Source organism: Hymenobacter defluvii, assembly GCF_017589435.1.
Taxonomy (GTDB): Bacteria; Bacteroidota; Bacteroidia; order Cytophagales; family Hymenobacteraceae; genus Hymenobacter; species Hymenobacter profundi.
This window is the reverse complement of sequence record NZ_JAGETX010000001.1, coordinates 488,482-507,207: the sequence shown is the minus strand read 5'-3', so window position 1 is coordinate 507,207 and position 18,726 is coordinate 488,482. Positions and strand designations below refer to the sequence as shown.

Annotated in this window: 15 protein-coding genes; 3 read left to right on the top strand and 12 right to left on the bottom strand. The window is 56.6% G+C overall.

The window, feature by feature from the left end:
- Positions 1-31 precede the first annotated feature (31 nt).
- The 8 genes from J4D97_RS01970 to J4D97_RS01935 all read right to left on the bottom strand — a co-directional run bounded on the left by J4D97_RS01970 (position 32) and on the right by J4D97_RS01935 (position 7,751).
- On the bottom strand, positions 32-1,279 hold the full coding sequence (locus J4D97_RS01970; RefSeq protein WP_208306141.1) for a tol-pal system protein YbgF: 1,248 nt from the start codon (positions 1,277-1,279) through the stop codon (positions 32-34).
- Between the two features lie 396 nt (positions 1,280-1,675).
- On the bottom strand, positions 1,676-2,680 hold the full coding sequence (locus J4D97_RS01965) for an alpha/beta hydrolase (RefSeq protein ID WP_208306140.1): 1,005 nt from the start codon (positions 2,678-2,680) through the stop codon (positions 1,676-1,678).
- A gap of 62 nt (positions 2,681-2,742) precedes the next feature.
- Positions 2,743-3,303 (bottom strand): hypothetical protein, encoded by a 561-nt coding sequence (locus J4D97_RS01960; protein WP_208306139.1) that lies wholly within the window; start codon positions 3,301-3,303, stop codon positions 2,743-2,745.
- A 19-nt stretch (positions 3,304-3,322) separates the two neighbouring features.
- Complete coding sequence (locus tag J4D97_RS01955; protein WP_208306138.1) at positions 3,323-4,381, bottom strand: LacI family DNA-binding transcriptional regulator; 1,059 nt, start codon at positions 4,379-4,381, stop codon at positions 3,323-3,325.
- A 289-nt stretch (positions 4,382-4,670) separates the two neighbouring features.
- The gene (locus tag J4D97_RS01950) at positions 4,671-5,522 is read right to left on the bottom strand and encodes a hypothetical protein (RefSeq protein WP_208306137.1); all 852 of its coding nucleotides are present in this window, start codon (positions 5,520-5,522) and stop codon (positions 4,671-4,673) included.
- A gap of 137 nt (positions 5,523-5,659) precedes the next feature.
- On the bottom strand, positions 5,660-6,202 hold the full coding sequence (locus J4D97_RS01945) for a heme NO-binding domain-containing protein (RefSeq protein ID WP_208306136.1): 543 nt from the start codon (positions 6,200-6,202) through the stop codon (positions 5,660-5,662).
- 134 nt (positions 6,203-6,336) lie between these two features.
- The gene (locus tag J4D97_RS01940) at positions 6,337-7,191 is read right to left on the bottom strand and encodes an anti-sigma factor (protein ID WP_208306135.1); all 855 of its coding nucleotides are present in this window, start codon (positions 7,189-7,191) and stop codon (positions 6,337-6,339) included.
- Positions 7,192-7,193: 2 nt separating this feature from the next.
- Positions 7,194-7,751, bottom strand: coding sequence for an RNA polymerase sigma factor (locus tag J4D97_RS01935; RefSeq protein WP_258049036.1), 558 nt, complete (start codon positions 7,749-7,751; stop codon positions 7,194-7,196).
- 232 nt (positions 7,752-7,983) lie between these two features.
- Between J4D97_RS01935 and J4D97_RS01930 the strand changes: the two genes are divergently transcribed.
- Positions 7,984-9,384 carry an NAD-dependent succinate-semialdehyde dehydrogenase gene (locus tag J4D97_RS01930; RefSeq protein ID WP_347879315.1) on the top strand — a complete coding sequence of 467 codons (1,401 nt, stop codon included), beginning with the start codon at positions 7,984-7,986 and terminating at the stop codon, positions 9,382-9,384.
- 140 nt (positions 9,385-9,524) lie between these two features.
- On the opposite strand, the gene J4D97_RS01925 is transcribed toward J4D97_RS01930, so the two are convergent.
- From J4D97_RS01925 to J4D97_RS01910, 4 genes are all read right to left on the bottom strand, one after another.
- On the bottom strand, positions 9,525-10,316 hold the full coding sequence (locus J4D97_RS01925; RefSeq protein WP_208306134.1) for a YdcF family protein: 792 nt from the start codon (positions 10,314-10,316) through the stop codon (positions 9,525-9,527).
- A 43-nt stretch (positions 10,317-10,359) separates the two neighbouring features.
- A complete protein-coding gene (locus J4D97_RS01920; protein ID WP_208306133.1) occupies positions 10,360-10,701 on the bottom strand; it encodes a thioredoxin family protein in 342 nt (113 codons plus the stop codon).
- 215 nt (positions 10,702-10,916) lie between these two features.
- Positions 10,917-12,707: a DUF885 domain-containing protein gene (locus tag J4D97_RS01915; protein WP_208306132.1), complete on the bottom strand. Its 1,791-nt coding sequence runs from the start codon at positions 12,705-12,707 to the stop codon at positions 10,917-10,919.
- A 234-nt stretch (positions 12,708-12,941) separates the two neighbouring features.
- Complete coding sequence (locus J4D97_RS01910; RefSeq protein ID WP_208306131.1) at positions 12,942-16,550, bottom strand: ATP-dependent DNA helicase; 3,609 nt, start codon at positions 16,548-16,550, stop codon at positions 12,942-12,944.
- A 398-nt stretch (positions 16,551-16,948) separates the two neighbouring features.
- Between J4D97_RS01910 and J4D97_RS01905 the strand changes: the two genes are divergently transcribed.
- Together J4D97_RS01905 and J4D97_RS01900 are read left to right on the top strand one after the other, a co-directional pair.
- Complete coding sequence (locus J4D97_RS01905; protein WP_208306130.1) at positions 16,949-17,494, top strand: RNA polymerase sigma factor; 546 nt, start codon at positions 16,949-16,951, stop codon at positions 17,492-17,494.
- Positions 17,495-17,691: 197 nt separating this feature from the next.
- Positions 17,692-18,726, top strand: coding sequence for a FecR family protein (locus J4D97_RS01900; RefSeq protein ID WP_208306129.1), 1,035 nt, complete (start codon positions 17,692-17,694; stop codon positions 18,724-18,726).

Below are 18,726 nucleotides of genomic sequence, written 5' to 3'. Positions count from 1 at the left end.
CAGTTTGCTCTAACGCACTACCCCGCTATTTCTAGTTGTTCTTCAGGTAGATTTGGGCTTCACGGCACATGTCCGATTTGCGCTCGGCGCGCTCTGCTACTACGGCGTAGTACTGCTTGGCGCGGCGCACGTCTTTTTCGCCGTTTGCCAGGTGTGCTAGGTTCAGGTTGGCGTAGAGATAGAAGCCGCTCTGCGTTTCGCTAGTGCTTTCGGCAAATACGATGCAGCGCTGGTAGTATTCCTTGGCTTTGGCCAGGTTGCGCACTTTGTTCTGCATAATCCACCCCATGAAGTAGGTCGCGTATCGGCCACTAGTGCCTTCGTAGCCGGGTAGGCCCCGGTTTAGCTTGTCCAGAATGTCCTTGCTGATCTTCTCGCACTCCCAAAATTCGCCTTCGTTGAAGCACAGCATGGCGTATAGGCGCTCGAAGTAGGCATTGTCGGGGTAGGTTTGGTGGAGTTGCTGGGCTACGGCCAAGGCTTCGCGGGCCGAGTTTTTTTGCTCAGACAGCACTTTCATCAGAAAGTACTTGGCCTCCGGCGCGGCATAGAAGCCATTGTTGGCCACTATGCGCAATTGCTCAACACCTAATTGTTGGTTGCCTTTCGGGAAAAACAGCAGCACGGGCCGCAACAGCTTGTAGGTTTCTGACAACCACACCGAGTAGTAGTTGATCAAAGCCTGACCGCACAGAAACTCGGGGCTCAGGTCGTTGGCCTGCTTGCTAATTTCGAGGTAGTCGAGGGCGCGTTTGCTACTTACGGTCACGCGGCGCCAGTTGTGCCGCTCGCCGTTCAGGCGGGCATCAAACCCGTAGGCGGCAGCCAGAAAAAAGCAGGCTTCGTAGTTTTTGTTATCGGCTTCGTAAAGGCGAGTAGCGTAAGTAATGGCGGTATCCATGTAGGCAAACAGCAGGTTATCATACTGCTTGGTTTGCGCAATGTTGGGCATAATCTTCCACCAGGTAGTCAGGCCCATCAGGAAGTAGGGCATGGGGTGCTGGGGGTAGCGCCGCCGTAACGAACGGAATTGCTTCTCGGCTTTGTCGTACTTGAAGTTGTAAAGGTTGTGCATGGCCCCATCCAGCTCCGTCTGAATGTCCTTGTCCAGCAGCAGCCAGCCGTCGATTTCCACCGCGCTAGGCAACACGTCTACGTTCTCTATATCAATGTTGCGGATGGGTGCCTCTTGTCGACTGGTCGTGTCTGGCTGTTGCTGCGCGTGCAGCAGTAAGGGTAGTAGCAGAAGTAATAGGAAGGAGTAAAACTTTTTGCTCATACACGAATGGTTGGGGCGGGCGTGGCAACCAATAGTAACATAGGCTTTTTGCTATCTACACAGCCAGCAGCCATTTCATTTTATCCAAGAAGCGGTGACATCATCTTGATAGTATCGCTAGTAGTTAGCTGTAATCTCTTATCTATGCGATACAACAAGCTTGGCTTAGCAATATTAATGCTGTTTTTGCACTTCATCCATATTGAACCAATATCATAAGCACAATTTGCCTTTTTAGATATATTTAAACTGTACTTTTACATGATAACACTATACTAATACACGAAGTATATTCTTGTTTATATACTGTAATTCCCAAAAAAACACTCGTAACATAAAAAGAGAAGCCTTTCGGGCTCCTCCTTATTATATACTACGTTCTCAACTACCTATTTTCTATAGGAAAGCCAATAGCGCTTTGTAAAACTGATCTGGCACCTGCACATGCGGAATGTGCCCTACTCCGGCTAGCGGCACTAGTTTGCTTCCTTTTATCTGGTTGGCAGTGCGGCGGCCAAGCGCCGGGTACTGCCCCAACGTTGCCAATACGCTAGGGTCACGCACGAGACCTTTACCCACTACCGTGCGGTCGTCTTGCCCAATAATGAGCAGGGTAGGCACCTGCACCCGCGCAAACTCGTAGCACACAGGCTGTTGATAGATCATGGCGTACGTGAGGGCGCTGGCTAGGGCCACTTTGGCGTAATCGGGGTGGGCGAGTTGCGCAATGAGCGGAGCCAGCCACTCGTCGTGGGCGTCAGGGTAGCCATTGGGGTAGTAGCTCTTATGGTAAGCACGCATGCTTTGTGCGGTAGTGCGTAACTCCTGCGCCGTGGCTTCGTCGATGCTTCGGAAAGGTACCGCCAGCCGGTAGTCCTCCAGCCCAATGGGGTTTTCGAGCACCAGTTTCTCGGTGGTTTCGGGGTAGATCAGGGAGAAGCGCGTGGCCACCATGCCACCCATGCTGTGCCCTACCACCACGGCCCGCCGGATGCCCAGCGTATCGAGCAGGTGCTTGGTGTTGCGCGCCAATTGGTGAAACGAGTAGTGGATATCCGGCTTATCCGACTTGCCAAAACCAATCTGGTCAGGCACTACTACCCGGAAGCCGGCTTGCGTGAGCGTTTGTACCGTGCCGCGCCAGTAGGCGCCGAAAAAGTTTTTACCGTGCAGCAACACCACCGTGCGCCCGTTGGCTTTGGCGGTTGGTGCCACGTCCATATAGGCCATTTGCAGGTGCTGGCCCTCTAGGCGCAACGGCAGGTGGTGCACGGGGTAGGGATAGTCGTAGCCATCGAGCGTGGCGTTGAGTGGCGTCAGCCCTACGCCCGATTGGGCGTACCCAATGCCAGCCGTTCCCAACCACCAAGCCAACACGAACAGAAAAACCGTAAAACGCATACAAAAGGTTGTTGATGATACCTTCCCAACAACCCTATTCCATTAGGGTTTACTTTTCTGGCTTACTCGTTGGATTGAAGCTTCAGGTGCAATTCTATTACGCGGGTGTCCTCATCACTCCATACTACGTTGCGGACATCCTCCACCCGAATTGCCGCCAAGCCATCGGCCACTCCGAATTCGGTGTAGCATTCCAGTAGCGCTTCGCGCTCCGTTAGTTGCCGCACGTAACCATAAAAACTAGTGGAAAGGTATGTGCTTAAATACACCAATTGCTCGTGCTCGCGCGCCATTTCCAATAGGTAGGGCGTGCTTAATTCACTTACCGTAAGGAAAGAGGGTGTTTTCACGCTAGCGTACACTCGATCCAGATTATTGGCTTTAAACTCCACATTGCGAATGTATTGGTCGTTGAAATCAACTTGAAATACATCGCTCAGATTGAATGACTGCATGCCTGTTTGCATACCATCGCGATTGATGACGCGCAGCAGAAGCACATCTTCACTGTAGCTCTGCACAAACCCAACGGCAAAACGCCCCGGTTCACCCGCGTTGCTGCGGATACCTACCATTCGCTGCTCCTCTTGGGCACGCGCAAATAAGTCGTTATAGACACTCATAGCCGTTGCTTGCCATATGTTAGCGCATCGACGACTCGCGGATGTGCAGCTGAGGCTTGAGCACGACACGGTGGGGCGCAAAATTGTCGCTGCGCTTGAGCATTTGCAGAAACAGCTGCACCGCCGAGTGCCCCATCTGCTCGCCCCGCTGGTCCACCGAGGTGAGCTTTGGTGTGGTGAGGGTAGTGAACGGCTCGTTGCTGAAGCCCGCCAGGGCAATATCCTGCGGCACCCGAATGCCCTGGGCATGCAGCACCTCCAGCGCCCCCGCCACAGGAATGTCGCCGGACCCGAAAATAGCATCAGGTGGCTCGGCGAGCTGCAGCAGCTCACGCATGGCCTGCTCGCCGGCGTTCTGCTGGAGCTTGGGTAGGAAGTGCATCAGCTGCTCGTCGTGGGGTAAGCCAAATGCTTGCAGGGCGTTGAGGTAGCCCTTATGGCGGTTGCTGTAAATATTCAGGTGCTGCGGCCCGGCAAAGTGGGCAATGCGGCGGCAACCCTGCTCCAGCAAGTGGCGCACGGCCATGTAGGCCCCCTGGTGGTCGTCGAGCACCACGCCGCTCACGCTGGACACCTCCGGCATCCGGTCAAAAAACACCAGCGGAATATTCTGCTGCCGTACTTTCTCGAAGTGCTGAAAATCGTGCGTGGTGCGGGCCAGCGACACCAGAATGCCTTCTACCTGCGCGTTCAGCAGGGCGTCGATGTTGTTCTTTTCGCGCTGCACGTCCTCGTTCGACTGGCAGATCATCACGTTGAAGCCTGCCTTGCTGGCTACGGTTTCGATGCCGTGCATGATCGACGGGAAAAAGTGCCCGTTGATGTGAGGCACAATCACACCCAGCATATTGCTACGGCCCCGGCGCAGGGCGGCAGCCAGGTGGTTGGGCTGGTAATTCAGCTCTTTGGCTACTTCCCACACGCGCTGCTTGGTAGCCTCGCTGATGTCGGCGTGGCCATTGAGTGCCCGTGAAATAGTAGAAGGCGACAGGTTCAGGATCTTTGCAAGGTCCGTGATGGAAGCGCGTTTGTTGAGTTTTTGTGCCACGGCGTTATGCGTATACGGTAAGGTAAGCATACGGAGAATACCCGCATACCATTTTCCGCTCATTGTTCAGAAAAGAAGCCAGGGCTAACGATGCAAGTATCCATCCGAGGACACCCGTTATTGGCCGCTTACTGGCTTAATCAGCAAATTACCGGCATAAATGCAAATGCAAGCAACGTTAGTACGTTATTTCTTATTTAATTTTTTCCGTGTACTCTCCCTGTAATAGCTGCATCGTTGGTGATGCAACCTTCTCAACGGAAAACAAGCGTAAATAAGTCTAACCCGGCAGCCTAGCTGCTTGTTTAAGTGCCCTACCCTACTGCATGCCATAAGGTGCCCGGGTTACGGACTTTAGCCGACGCAAGCGGCCGTTCCATGTAATCTGGCGCAACAGCAAATGCGGGTAATCGTGGGCAAACCAATACACGTTTTGTTTCTCCTTATTAAGATTGATGGTTACGCGCCAGCTGGCCGCCAGCGTATCGGTGGCAGCCTGATCGGCTACCGTTACGTGGGCCTGGTAGAGTAGCGGCGGCGCGGCGCTGCTGGTTTGCTGCTGCCCGGCAATGGTTACATCAAACGAGGGTAGATCTGCAAACCTGAGGCTGCGTAAGCAATAGCTCAACGCATCCTCAAAAAGCACCTCGTGGCGCAGCAGGCGCCGACCGGCACCCTGGCCATCGTGGTAGGAGTTGTAGGTTTCTACGTACTGCAAGTCATCATCCACAAACGCCTTAAACGTGTTGCCGGCGGGCTCTTGCAGGGTAGTAGTAAGCTTATGTAGCACCGTGGGCCGGTCGCGCCGGAAAAACAGCGTGGTTAGAAAATGAAAAGGCGGCATAGCCGTCGGCAGCGAGCCGAACTGGCTGATGTGCATCACCGGAAAAACATCGTTGCGCCGGAGACTGTCCGTGCGCACATCAAACTGCTGGTTGAACTCCTCCAGCTGCGTTACCTGGGTCAACTCGTAGGATAGCGCCTCGCCGTTGATAACCTGCTGGGCGTCGTAGCGCGCAATTTCTGCTAGGCCGTCTTCCCACAGCGGGCGCATGGCCCAGTCATTATCAAAATACGCATCGAAGTGTTGCCGCCGCAAAGCTGGCACCGACTCTCCTCGCTGCTCGCCGGGGTCGGTGGGTCCTGAGGAGCAGCCAACCAGCAGTAGCATGGTGCCAATGCAAGTCATTATCGCCTTCCAGTGCATTGTTCTACTCATAAGCTATGTGCGCCAGATCCTGCTGCTGCCTCTACAGGCGCGTGTGTTTATTACTACTATATACTTCGCTCGCTCGCAGGTAGGCGCCACTAGGCGAGCAAGCGCACTCGCATTTGTACCCGCTCGCCATTTTCGCTGGTAAGCGGCTCTACTATAATACGGTCTTCCTCATCGAAGTAGCGCGCCAAGCCGCGCACAATGCCTAGCGCCAGCCCCCCCATACGCCGCGGCGACACATACTCAATAAATACTTCGTCGGGGGCCACGCGGCGCACGTCCAGCACAGGCGGCCTATAGCCTTCGTGCGCGGACCTCACCCGTGTGTGCATGGCCGTTTCGGTGTGCTCCAGCATATCCAGCGTCCGCCACTCCGGCCGGATGTACTTCTGGTACATATACAGCAAGTCCGGCACCAAGTACTCCCCAAATTTCTCGTGCAACTCATCGGCCGAAAGGCCAGTCATTTCAGCTGCCTGCCTTACCAGGGCATACATGTGCTTGTCGGGGTACACGTTGCGGTGGTCGAAGTCCACCTCCGTAAGCCCAGAGTGCTCCACCAGGCGCACCCAGGTGCTATGGTCGTACTGCGTTTGCACGTAGCGTTTCAGCAGCGAAAAGATGGTCCCGTGCACGAATTAAAAGGCGAAATAGATAAAATCTAGCCTATATACGCAAAAAAGCGCTTCATAGCCAATAGTTCAGCTACGAAGCGCTCGTGAGGTGAGTGACAGGCAACGGCTTCTAATGAAATTGTTGCCCGTTGTTATTAGATATTGCCTACCACCGTCATCGTCGATAGTGTGGGGGTAGGACTGCCGCCGGCGTCCTCTACCGTCATGGCAAAGGCTTGGGCGCTGGCAATATCTTTCATGTGTTGCAGGCTTTCGCCGGAAGCGGTGGCGTAGTCCAGCACACCCGCGTCTACGGGCTTGCCGTTATCGAGGGCCCACAGTTGGTACTGCTTGCCTGCGGGCGGTTCGGGTAGGCTGCGCACATCCACATACACGGTGCGAGTGTTGGGATTATAGAGCACCTTAGCGCGGGCCTTGGGCGCAGCGGGCGTGCCGTTCAGCGCTACCGTCCGAAACTCGTCGCTGCGCAACACCGACAACTCATTGGTTTGATCGCCCAATCGTTTCTCCACCGCCATGTGCGAGGCCGCCAGCAGCGACCGGTCGCTTTCCACGGCGGCCAAGCTGGTTTCGGCGTTCTGCCATTTCGAGTAGAGCAAGAAGTTGATGCCCACGCTCAGCAGCAAAAACGCAATGGAAGCGGCCATCAGCCAGTTGAAGCGAGGCGCAGCTGGTGCCGCTTCTTCTACCGGCGCCAAGCTGATGGAGCGCACCACCGGCTCGGGTGCGGCCACGGGCACCGGAGCAACTGCATCGGCGTCGATGGCAGCTTTCCAGCCGGCCAACACCCGGTTGCGCATGTCGGCAGGAGGTGTTTGGGCATACTGTGCCGCATAGCCGCTAAGGGCTTCTATTACGCTGTCCAGCTCCTGCCGGATAGCGGGGTGCATAGCAGCCAGGCGTTCTACCTCTGCCTGTTCTACTGCTGGTAGCTCGCCGAGGGCGTACTGCTCCAGAATGCCTGATTCGATGTATTCCTGAATGTCCACGGCTATCGAATCAATTTTGATAATACCTTAATTGCTGCCCGGGCCCGAGTTTTTACGGTGCCCAACGGCAAGTCGAGTTCTTCTGCCACTTCGCTTTGAGTAAAACCGCCAAAGTATAACAGGTCAATCACTTGTTTCTGTTCAGGGTTGAGCTGATTTGTGATTTCCTGCAATCCAATATGCTCAGGCTGAAACCCGGAGGAGGCCGCCTGACGCATGGCACCACTATCCTCCAATGGTGTCATGCGAGTACCTACGCGGTACTGTCGAGAGCGGATTTTATCAATGGCTAAATTGCGGCAAATATTCAGTACCCACGTAAAAAGCCGCCCTTTGGACGAATCGTAGAACTGAAAGGAATGCCAGATTTTGACCAGACCTTCTTGCAACACGTCTTCGGCTATTTCTTCCTTCTTTACGATGCGCAGGATGACCCCGTACAGCGCTGCCGAATATTTGTCATAAAACAAGGTCATGGCTGACTCGTCGCGGTCACGCAAGCGCTGTACGAGCAGTTCCTCCGGGTAGGAGGTCGATGACTCTAGGGTAGTAGCTGACACAGATTAGTACAATAAATGGGCGAGTGAAGCAGCGGTGGGGAGGGCCCGATAGGGTGGCAAAATACGGTATAAAGTTTTATTCGCGTAGTGCGACTTGCTTTCCCCGGTGTGGCCCCTGCCCTACCCAGCCTTCTACGTGCAGTATAGCTATGGTTGTGTTACAAGTTTTCGGGTGGGGTAGCCGCAAGCAGTAGGGCACGCGTAACTATATCCTTTCGACGCTTGTTTTTCCATGATGGCTATCTCCTCTATCAATCCCTACACCGGGCAGGTGCTGCAAGAATTTGCGCCCTTTGCCTGGTCCGACACCGAAGAAATTCTGCGGCAGGCGCACGAAGCTGCTGCTACGTGGCGCACTACCTCCTTTGCTCACCGTGCCGAACGGATGCGCCGCGCCGCCGCTCTGCTGCGGGAACGGGCGCAGGAGCTGGCCCGCCTGATGAGTATCGAAATGGGCAAGCCCATTGCCGATGGCCGCGCCGAGGCGCAAAAATGTGCCACCACCTGTGACTACTACGCCGAGCACGCTGAGGCCTTTCTGGCTGATGAAGAAATCCAGACGGAAGCCCAACGCAGCCTAATTGCCCACGAGCCGTTGGGCGTGGTGCTAGCCATCATGCCCTGGAATTTTCCGCTGTGGCAAGTTATCCGCTTTGCCGCGCCGGCGCTGATGGCTGGCAACGTGGGCCTGCTTAAGCACGCGCCTAACGTGCCGCAGTGTGCCCTGGCGCTGGAAAAGATTTTCCACGATGCCGGTTTCCCGCTCGCTACCTTCCGCACGCTGCTTATCGACACAGACCAAGTAGAACCGCTGTTGGCCGACGACCGGGTGCGGGCCGTGACACTCACGGGCAGCACCCGCGCCGGCTCCAGCGTAGCAGCACTAGCCGGCAAATACCTCAAGAAAAGCGTGCTGGAACTAGGTGGCTCCGATGCGTTTATTGTACTGGCCGATGCTGATTTGGACGTGGCAGCCAAAAATGCCGCCCAGGCCCGCATGATCAACGCGGGGCAGAGTTGCATTGCAGCCAAACGCTTCATTGTGGAGCAATCGGTAGTGGCCGAGTTCACTCAGAAGCTGAAAGAGCACATGGCGGCCTTCCAAACCGGCGATCCGCTCGACGAAGCCACCCAGTACGGCCCCCTCGCCCGCCCCGATCTGGCCGATACGCTGACCCAGCAAGTGCAGGACTCGGTAGCCAAAGGAGCCCACGTTGTGCTGGACGGCGGCCAGGACGCGCCCGGCGCTACCCTGTTCCGGCCCATGATCCTGACCAACGTACAGCCCGGCCAGCCGGCCTACCACGAGGAGTTCTTTGGCCCCGTGGCGCTGGTGCTGGAAGCCCGCGACGCCGATGATGCCGTTCGCCTCGCCAACGACTCGCCCTACGGCCTGGGCGGCTCCATCTGGACCCGCGACGTGGCGCGCGGCGAGGCCCTGGCCCGCCGCATAGAAGCCGGCGCAGTATTCGTCAACGCCATCGTGAAGTCGTCACCCGAAATGCCGTTTGGGGGCGTGAAGCAGTCGGGCTATGGGCGGGAGCTTTCCTACCTGGGTATTCGCGAGTTTGTTAATCAGAAGAGCTTGTGGATTGCGGCGGAGGAGAAGCCGGAAGAGAAGAAAACGGAGTAAGTTGATATAAAGGCATCTGTCATCCTGAGCTTGCGAAGGACCTTCTCACGCCTGAGCGACAGGCGTAACAACGACTCGTTCAAGTGGCAGAAGGTCCTTCGCTCTGCTCAGGATGACAGACATTTTTTCTACTTACCATTTCAACAATACCCCAGCACCTTATACACCACATACCCAACCAATTCGTGGAGCAGTATACTCCAGTTCGCTAGGGCGCCTGCATCGGGTAGCAGCCAGTAAGCGGGGGTTGCCTGACGGTTAGCGGAGTAGTAGCCCGCTGGGAAAGGTATGGGGTGCAGCCCTACCTGCCGGAAGCAGCCCAGTGCTCGGCGCTGGTGAAAGGCGGAAGTCACCAGCACCAACGATTTGATTTCCGGGTGCTGAGTGAGTAGCTGCCGGGTGTACAGCGCATTTTCGCGGGTGTTGCGGCTGCGTTCCTCCAATAGAATGTCCTGCGGCGGCACACCCGAGAGGCGCAGCAGCGTAGCCAGTTGGGCAGCCTCGGAGCGTCCGATTTTGCTACCCCCTACCTCACCCGAGCCTCCCGACACGATGATGCGCCCGATGCGGCCGGCTCGGTACAGCCACAGGGCATTGGTGAGGCGGTCGGCACCGGTGCTGAGGTATACCCGGTCGTGGGGCGACTTGCTGCCCTTGGTGATACCCGTGAGCAGCACACCGGCATCTGACCGAGTTGGCAACTGCGTGGGCCGCACCGGCGGCAGCTCCCAGGCCAGCAGCGCTTCGTTGAGGAGGGCGCCGTTGGTGAGCACCACAAACAGCACGGCGCAAGCCACTAACAACCGGCGCGACCACCTGGGACGGCGCACAACTACAGCACCCAGTAGCAACGCCAGCAGCCACACGGCTGGCATAATGGCGTAGAACAGAATCTTGGAAAGCAGAAAAAACACGCCCGCAAAACTACACAAGTGTAGAGTTGCGGGCGTGTTTAACGCGCAAATAACATAATCCTTACACGACTGGCGTAGGCGTATAATTCAGTAGCTGAACAAGATACGCCTTCACTTCCTCTTCCGTTTTCAGCGTATCGCACTCCAGCATACGGCCTTTGTAATAAATGACAAAAAACGGAGCAACACGCTCATCCATCATCTTCTTCGCTACGGGGTTCTGGTCCGAATCGAGTCGTAGGAAGGCAATGCCCTGGTAGGCTGGTTCGGCAGCAAACTTCTCGAACGGCGGCGCCAGCAGTTCGCAGACAGCGCAATTTGCTGAAGTGAACTTGGCAATCACCTTGGGGTAGTCATGAATCAGCGTGCGTAGGCCTTCGTCGTTCGTATCGATTATTTTCATGGACAGCATATTTCGGGCGGCAAAGATAGAGGGTTGAGTGGGTGTCTGTCCTGCGCAGACACAAAAATGAACCCATAAATTCCCATATTGACATATTGCGTGGGCACACGCTACCATAGGAAGTAGATAGTCTACATGGAAAAGCCAGACGACGGAGTTGCTTAAACACCGTCGTCTGGCTTTTCCATGTGGGCTATCAAGAAGCTTCCTCTACGCTACTCAGCCTTTCTCAGCATTAGCTGCCGGATGTATTTCACCGGGGCGTTGCCGTAGCTCAGGAATTGTTCGTTGAACTTCTTCACGCTGAAATCGTTACCCTCGCGCTTTTTCACTTCTTCGCGCAGACCATAGATATCGGTGTAGCCGCTGAAGTAGCTGCTGAGCTGCACCTGGCTCAGGGTAGCGCGGCGCCACTTGTTGCGGGCCTCCGTTTCTTCTTGGAAACCGTCGCGGCGCAGCATGGCCACGGCTTGCGCCTCGGTGATGTTGCCGGCGTGCACTTCGTGGTCGAGGATGGCATTCAGGGTCACGCGCATGTTCCATTTGTCCCACATCAGCCAGATTTCGTCGGAGCCGCCAGCGTAGCCATTTTCCAGCATCATGCGCTCCGAGTACACGGCCCAGCCCTCAATCATGGCGCCGTTGCCGAAGATGCTCTTGATGAGCGAGGGCGCGCGGTTAGCATACACCAGTTGCGTGTAGTGGCCCGGAATAGCCTCGTGGATGTTCAGGATTTGCAGGGTGTAGTCGTTGTACTCGCGCAGGTAGCTCTCGGCCTGAGCGTCGGTGAGGTTGTCCAGGGGCTCCACGTTGTAGTAGGTGTCGGCTCCCTTATCGTAGGGGCCGGGGGCTGATACGCTGGCACCCGCGCCACCGCCGCGCATATATTTGGGCGTTTCGCGCACTACCAGCGGCTTGCTGGGGTCCTGAGTCAGTAGCTTCTTATCGTCGACGAACTTGGTGAGGGTAGGAATCTGCGCTTTCACCGCGTCCACGAAACCATTTTTCGCCACGTGCTTGGCGGATAGCTTGCTGATGACTTGCTGAATCAGGGCCAGCGTGTCGGCGGGCTGGGGCTGATTGGGGAAATATTTGGGCCAGAGATGGGTAGCGCGTACTTGCATATCGCGCAGCAGCTCCTGCTTGTGCGCCAACGCCTTCTGATACACCTGCTCAGCGGTGTAGCTCGACTGAATATCGTAAGCGAACTTCTTATCAAACAGCGCTTTGCCTAACCGGAAGCTGCGGAAGTTCTTTTTCGGCAGCACTTCTTCCTTCAGAAAGCGCACGTACTCCTGCATGGCCAGCCGCGTCACGCCGATACGCGTGGTGAGCTGCTGCTTTTCCTGTTCCGACAGCCCCGAGCGAGCCACTGAGTCGGCCAGTGCTTTCCCAAATACGTCCATCCCGCCCTGCGTTTGCAGAATGGCCAGCTCGGTGTGCTCTTTTGTAGGCCGACTAATATTGGCTTTGGCCGCTTCGTAATAGTCCGTGGTGCGGTTAATTTTCAGGGAGATATTGCGCAGGCGGCGGTCCAGGGGCTGGTAGCGGCCGTTCAAGATTTCGGCTACCCCCCCGCTAACGTTGTAGTTCGAGGGGTCCCACTGCCAGGCTTGCAGGGTGTCGTTGTACCAGCGGGCGCCGTGCAGGTAGTTCTGCATCAGCTGGTAATCAATCTGGTTGTCGGTTGATAGCTCGTTGAGCTGCCACGTTTGCATCTCTTTCAGGCGACGCGCCACAAAGGCGGCCTCTACCTGCCGCCGCCCCGCCGAGGGAATGGTCAGCAGCGAATCGTAGCGGTGGTAGCCGGCGCCGGAAGCCCACTCTGGATTGTAATACCACAGCGAATCAATGAATTGCGTTTTGTATCGCCCGAAGGCAGCATCGGGCTTGGCTTCGGCCTCCGCTATTTTACGGCTTTCCGAATCGCCTCCACAGCTAGCTAGCAAGGACGTGGCAGCCAGCAGGGTAGGCAGGATAAGTTTTGAGGAGAAAAAGTGTGGCATAGGGGGTGGTTGAATGGGGAGACAAGGTAGGAAGGTGAGAGATAATAGTTTATATGAGTCGTTTGTCATCCTGAGCGGAGCGAAGGACCTTATGCCCGCAGAACGGGCGTATGCGTGTCGTTCTGCGGGCATAAGGTCCTTCGCTCCGCTCAGGATGACAGGTATTTTTCTATTCCTACCTTGTACTTGCGACGGGCGGCTGCAAGCCGCCCCTACCCCAACCTTTCCCTTCCCCTACCCTCCCAGCAACCCCAACAGCTTCTCCAGGCTCAGGCCGCGGCGTTGGAACTCAGTGCCGAGCTTGAGCAGGTGCAGCAACGGGCCGGTGGTGCGCGTGAGTAGGGCGTGGGCATGTGGGTCGGGGGTGAGGGGGATTTCCAGTTCCTCCAGCACGTCGGCGTAGAAAGTAGCGGCCACGCGGGCGTCGAGGATGACGAAGGCACCCCGGTCCTTCTCGCGGCGCACGAGGCGGCCGAAACCCTGGCGCAGCTTCAGGCGGGCAGCGGGACGGTAGAACTGATTCCAGAACACGTCGTCGGCCTCGTAGCGCTTGCGGTGGCTGATAAGTACGTCGCCGAGCGAGGGGAACGGCAGGCGCCACACAATCACCTGCGAGAGGGTAGGCCCGGCGAAGTCCACACCCGTCCACATGCGGTCTACCCCCAGCAGCACCGACTGCGCCACCCGCCGAAACCGCCGGATTTCCCACTGGCTGGCCCCACGCTGACAAATCAGCTCGATATCGTGCGCAGCCAGCGGTCCAGCCAGCCAGTCAGCGGCAAAGCGCAGGTCTTCCACGGAGGTGAACAGCACCAGCGTGCGGCCTTCCAGCGCCACCAGCAGCGGCAGCAACGTGCGCAGTTGCGCCACGCGCCAGTTTTCCAGCGCCGCCGGTGTCAGCCCCGCCCGAAACGGCGGCAGGTAGGCCGGAATGCTGCCCAGCACCGGCTCGCGTTCCTCATCCTTGAAATCGAATACCGACGCAATGCGCTCCTCGGCCACAAACGGCACCCGCTGGTCTAGCTGTCGGCGGAAGTAGTCGAGCTTATTCTCCACATACAGCGTGGCCGAGGTGAAGATGACTGTTCGGAACAAGTCGAACAGCGGCGTGGCGGGCTCGTTGGCCAAGCGGCCAGCGGCTTGCCGGGCCACGGCCTGGCGCTCGGCAAAGGTGGCGGCGGGCTCATCTTCCAACTGCTCCAACACGGCCAGGGAGGTAGGGTCGTGGGTGGTGAGGTAGGGCCAGAGGTCGTAGGGCTTGCGGATGAGGTTCCAGCCCAGCTCGTCGTGGTCGCGGGTGCGCTCCAGCACCGGCACGAAGCCCCGACACGGAAACTCCCCTAGCAGGCGCGTGAGTACTTCCACCTGACCCAGTGCCGTATCGACCAGGCGCACGGTGCGCAGGCGCAGGCGCTCGTCGTGGTCGGGCGGCGAGTCGGATTCTTCCTCGTCCATGTCCACGGCATTGCACAGGTTGAGGGCCGTGCCGAGCTGCCGGGCAATGAGGCCCAGCTCGCGGGCGGCAGCCGTGAGGGGAGCCAGCAGCGGCCGAAGCGCAGCTTGCAGCGGCTCGGCCAGGGCCATGCGCCCGCCTCTACCCCCGTAGGCTGGGCGCACCCATACCTCGTCCTGCCAGTGCGTTTCGCCTAACGGAAACGGCAGCCGTACCGCTTCTCGTCCGGCTGGCAAAAAGTGCTGCCCTATCTCCTGCAACGCATTCCGACTCACTAGCAACGGCTCACGTACGGCTTCTACGGCCTGCCGCACCGTGCGCAACGCCCGCCGGCGGCGCAACGGATCAGCAGCAGCAGCGGCGGCCGCTGAGGCCAAGTGGGCCGTATGGAGGGCATCGGCAGCGGCGGGCGTGTCGTGCATGGCCTCGGCTACCTGGTGCAGCAGGGCGGCGTGGTTCACGAGGTCATGCAGACGGGCTTCGTCCCAGGCTTCGTAGGCGCGCTGCTCAGCATCAATGGCGCCGGGGCGCTCGTCGAGTGGAATTTTGCTCCAAAGGGCGTACTCTTCGTCGCTGAAACGGGCATCCAGCTCGCGCAGCAGGCCTTCGGGCGGACGGCGCGTGCGCTCTTTTTCCGTTGGAGCAGCTTCTTCCAGCCGGCGCGGCACGGCGCTGGGGCCACCCAGCAGCGGCTCCACGATTTCCTCCACCAACTCACGGGCATTGAAGGTGCGGGCCAGCGCCGAGCGGAAGTTGTCGGGGAAACGGTCGGCTTCGTCCACAATGCACACCTTGGCGCGTTCCAGCAACTGCGGGGGTAGAAGCGCCAGCTTGTGGTGGTTCACAATGATGAGGTTGGCCTCCTCGGCGCGCTTGCGGTGGGCGGGGTACACGCAGGCGGTGCGGTCGGGCAGCTTGCCGTGGCGGCAGGCGCGGTCGGCCGTCACGCGGCGCAACAGCCCGAACAACGCCCCGCCGAGGCGGTCGGCTACCTGGGGCGCAATGTTTTCTACCTCGCCGTGGGTGTCGCGCAGACGCAAGGCCAGGTACAGCCACGCCAGCCGCTCGGCCCAGTCGGCGGTGCGCTCGAAGCTGGCCTCGAAGTTCCTACCCAACGCCTCGGCGCAGAGGTAGCAATTTTTGCCCTTCAGCATGGCGGTGCGAATGGCGGCGTAGCGGGGCACGCGTTTGCCATCGGGCTGGCGCAGCAGAGCGGGCAGCTCGCCGTGCTGCATCTGCTCCTGGAGGTTTTTGGTGGAGGTAGCTACAATCACAGCCGCGCCCGGCGCGATGCGCAGGTATTCCAACGCGGGCACCAGGTAGCCAAAGGTTTTGCCGGTGCCGGTGCCGGCTTCCAGGGCATACGGCCCTTCTTCGCCTGCAATGGCCCGCGCCACGAAGCGGGCGTAGCGCAGCTGGGGCTCACGTACTTTCAGCTCGTCGGCGCCTACCTGCTTGCGCAGATCGGCAAAGGCTTCGATTACGTGTTCCTCCTTAAGCACTTGGTTGATGCCCAGGCCGGGCGTAGTGGCATCGTCGGGCTGGTCGCGCCAACGGGCTAGCCACTCTAGTAGCAGCTGTTGCGCCTGCTGGGCCTGGGGGCGCTCGGGGAAGGGCGCGGGCTTCGGCAACCGGCGCTGGGTGGCTTCGCGGGTGGTTTCGGTGGGAGCTAGAGTATCGTCGCAGCAGTCGGGTTGCTGGGCTAGGGCGCGCAGCAGCCGGAAGCCGCGCAGGGCCACCGGCCGGCGCGTGGCATCAACTACAATGCTGTGCAGCAAGGCGTAAGCGGGCAGCCAGGAGCCGCTGCCGGCGCCCTGCACACGCAATAGACTAGCCAGTACCCAACGCACGCTTCGGCGCATGGCGTGCAGCACGAAGGGCAATTGAGGTAGGCTTTTTTCGTAGCCAAGCCGCTCGCGCCAGGCTTTGTCGGCGAGAAGCTTTTCCTTGAGGTCATCGGCGTCATCGAGCACCTCGTGAGGTAGGAAAAACGCCAGCAATTCGTCCAGAGCCACGCAGATGGGCGCTTTCGGCATGTCGGCCAGCACCACTTGTTCCAGCCACAGGCGCTCGGGTGAGGGTTGCCCAGCGCGGTCCAAGATCAGCAGGGCATCGAACTGTGCGAAAGCGGCTTGCACCTCCGCTTTGCTTTCCAGCCAGGTAGGCGCTTCGGCAGCCTTTTCGTTGCTGATGCGGCAGGCCTGAAACACGGCCGCCGAATGCTCCCGCTCGGGGTTCAACAACCACGCTTGCACCTGGGCATCGGGCACCAGCGGCAGCAGGCCCACGTGCAGCAGCCCGTGCCCGTTGCCGGGCTGGTAGGGGCCGGTGGCAAACACGTGCACCACGGCCGCCCGCACAGGTTTCGCCGCCGAATCGAATAAGCTCATACTTCTTTGACCCGGCGCGAAGAGGGTGATGGCGCGCCGGGAGAAGCTTCAAAGATACGGTAGATGCATCGGTACTACACATGGCCATTGCACGACGCTACGCTGCCACTTGGTAGTTTCTGTGTCACCGTTAGCTGTACCGTTCAGGACTTTCGCTTTAAAAAGAAATGTCTCACAGCACCACAACCATAGCGTTCCACGTTCATTACGAATTTTATAAAAAATATTATATAAAAATATATAAAATCCTATTACGATTTGTTTTTTATTAAAAAAAGTTAATCAGTATTAAAGAGTTACTGAATTAAATAGTATTTATGAGTTGGCATAGTAGGCTCTACTGTATCATACGGCTCCATTCATCGCGCAAACTTTATTTCTGATTCTACTAATTTCTCATGCCTTCAACTGAAGAAGTATTGGTGTTATGGAATCTTTTCAAGCAAGGTGACTGGAGCGCTTACACTGCTTTGTATGATCAACATTTTACTCTATTAAATAACTATGGCTATAAATTCACTAAGAATGTTACTCTAATTGAGGATGCTATACAAGATTTATTTATTAGTTTATGGACCAATAGACAAAACCTAAGCACTCCTGTATCAGTCAAAAACTATTTATACAAATCCTTACGTAATATCTTACTTCGAAAAGCGCAAAATCAATCCCGCTTTGTTGAGCTTTCCGATGACAGTTCAATACCGTTTGAAATTTCTTTCGATCAATACATAATAGTAGGAGAAGAAGAAAAAGAGCTACGAACTAAGGTTAATTTTTTTCTTACTAAGCTTCCGCCCCGGCAGCAAGAAATTATTTTTCTTCGTTTTTATGAAGATTTTGATTATCAAGAAATTGCCGATATCATGGGTATAACGGTATCCTCAGCCTACAAACTCCTTTACAAAGCGTTGCATAGCATGGAAGTGGCCTTGAACAAGTAACGCCACAGTTTGAGTGCTTTCACGCGGCTGGTAATCTAGCGCTTCCTTACAACATATAATGCGTTGATATTCAATTTGTTTGGCAAATAAATTCTATTGTCGTTACGCCATCGTTATGTTTTTTTATTTTTTCTTTTGGGGGAGGGATAATTCAGTACCCCCCAAGTCTATAGGAAGTGTACAGTTCGTGCGCTTCTATGGATTTTGCCAAATACGCTTCCTTCACCACAACCGACCTGTTGGCAGACGATGACTTCGTTGCTGCGGTGCTTCGTCCCACAGCCGAGTCTACCTACTTCTGGCAGCAGGTAGCAGAGCGCTACCCAGCTGTACAGGTGGCCATGACGGAGGCAACCAGCGTTATTCGCGCTTACCGGACGCAGGACACATTTTCCAACCAGGCACGGCAAGCAGCTGTCTGGCAGCGCATTGCGGCAGAGATAGGACCAGTAGCCCGCCCTACCCGGCAGCTTCCCCTACCCCTGCCCAGACGTCGCTTGGCGAGGGTGCTGCGCGCCGCGGCCGTGGCCCTACCCGTGGGCTTGGGCTCTTTTGCGCTTTGGTACAACCAGGAACAGCGTTTTCAAACGGCGTTTGGCGAGCTGAAAACCGTGGTGCTGCCCGACGGCACGAGCGTACTACTAAACGGCAACTCGGTGCTGACTTACCAGCGGGGCTGGGGGAAAAACAGCCGCGAAGTATGGCTGCAAGGAGAAGGCTTTTTTCGAGTAGTACACCTCAATACGGACCCTGCGCACATTAAGCCCACCGAACGTTTTGTAGTGCATTGCTACGATTTATCCATTGAGGTACTAGGAACTACATTCAATGTGCACAACCGTCGCAAAAAAGTTGATGTGGGATTAGTATCGGGTAAAATTAAATTAACCGATACAGCAGCAACTGCACCTACCTCGCTGGTTTTAGCACCAGGCGACTATGTAGAATATGCTGCCCACACCATTACGGCTAAACAAAAGTTAGCTCATCCCGAAAAACTAACTACATGGTCGAAACGTCAATTTGTTTTTACCAATGCTAGGTTAGTAGATATTTTACAGACGTTAGAGGATTCTTATGGCTACCAAATTAAATACGCAGATAACGCCATTAAGCAGTTAAAAATCGAAGGAGAAATACAGGTTACAGGGGTAGCGCCCTTATTAGAAATTATTTCAACCTCCTTACACGTGAACATCTACCAAAATGGAAAACAAATAATTGTTCACTAA

Coding starts and splice junctions, on each gene's coding strand:
- J4D97_RS01970 (WP_208306141.1), bottom strand. CDS start 1,279: ATGAGCAAAAAGTTTTACTCCTTCCTATTACTTCTGCTACTACCCTTA.
- J4D97_RS01965 (WP_208306140.1), bottom strand. CDS start 2,680: ATGCGTTTTACGGTTTTTCTGTTCGTGTTGGCTTGGTGGTTGGGAACG.
- J4D97_RS01960 (WP_208306139.1), bottom strand. CDS start 3,303: ATGAGTGTCTATAACGACTTATTTGCGCGTGCCCAAGAGGAGCAGCGA.
- J4D97_RS01955 (WP_208306138.1), bottom strand. CDS start 4,381: ATGCTTACCTTACCGTATACGCATAACGCCGTGGCACAAAAACTCAAC.
- J4D97_RS01950 (WP_208306137.1), bottom strand. CDS start 5,522: ATGCTACTGCTGGTTGGCTGCTCCTCAGGACCCACCGACCCCGGCGAG.
- J4D97_RS01930 (WP_347879315.1), top strand. CDS start 7,984: ATGATGGCTATCTCCTCTATCAATCCCTACACCGGGCAGGTGCTGCAA.
- J4D97_RS01920 (WP_208306133.1), bottom strand. CDS start 10,701: ATGAAAATAATCGATACGAACGACGAAGGCCTACGCACGCTGATTCAT.
- J4D97_RS01915 (WP_208306132.1), bottom strand. CDS start 12,707: ATGCCACACTTTTTCTCCTCAAAACTTATCCTGCCTACCCTGCTGGCT.
- J4D97_RS01910 (WP_208306131.1), bottom strand. CDS start 16,550: ATGAGCTTATTCGATTCGGCGGCGAAACCTGTGCGGGCGGCCGTGGTG.
- J4D97_RS01905 (WP_208306130.1), top strand. CDS start 16,949: ATGCCTTCAACTGAAGAAGTATTGGTGTTATGGAATCTTTTCAAGCAA.
- J4D97_RS01900 (WP_208306129.1), top strand. CDS start 17,692: ATGGATTTTGCCAAATACGCTTCCTTCACCACAACCGACCTGTTGGCA.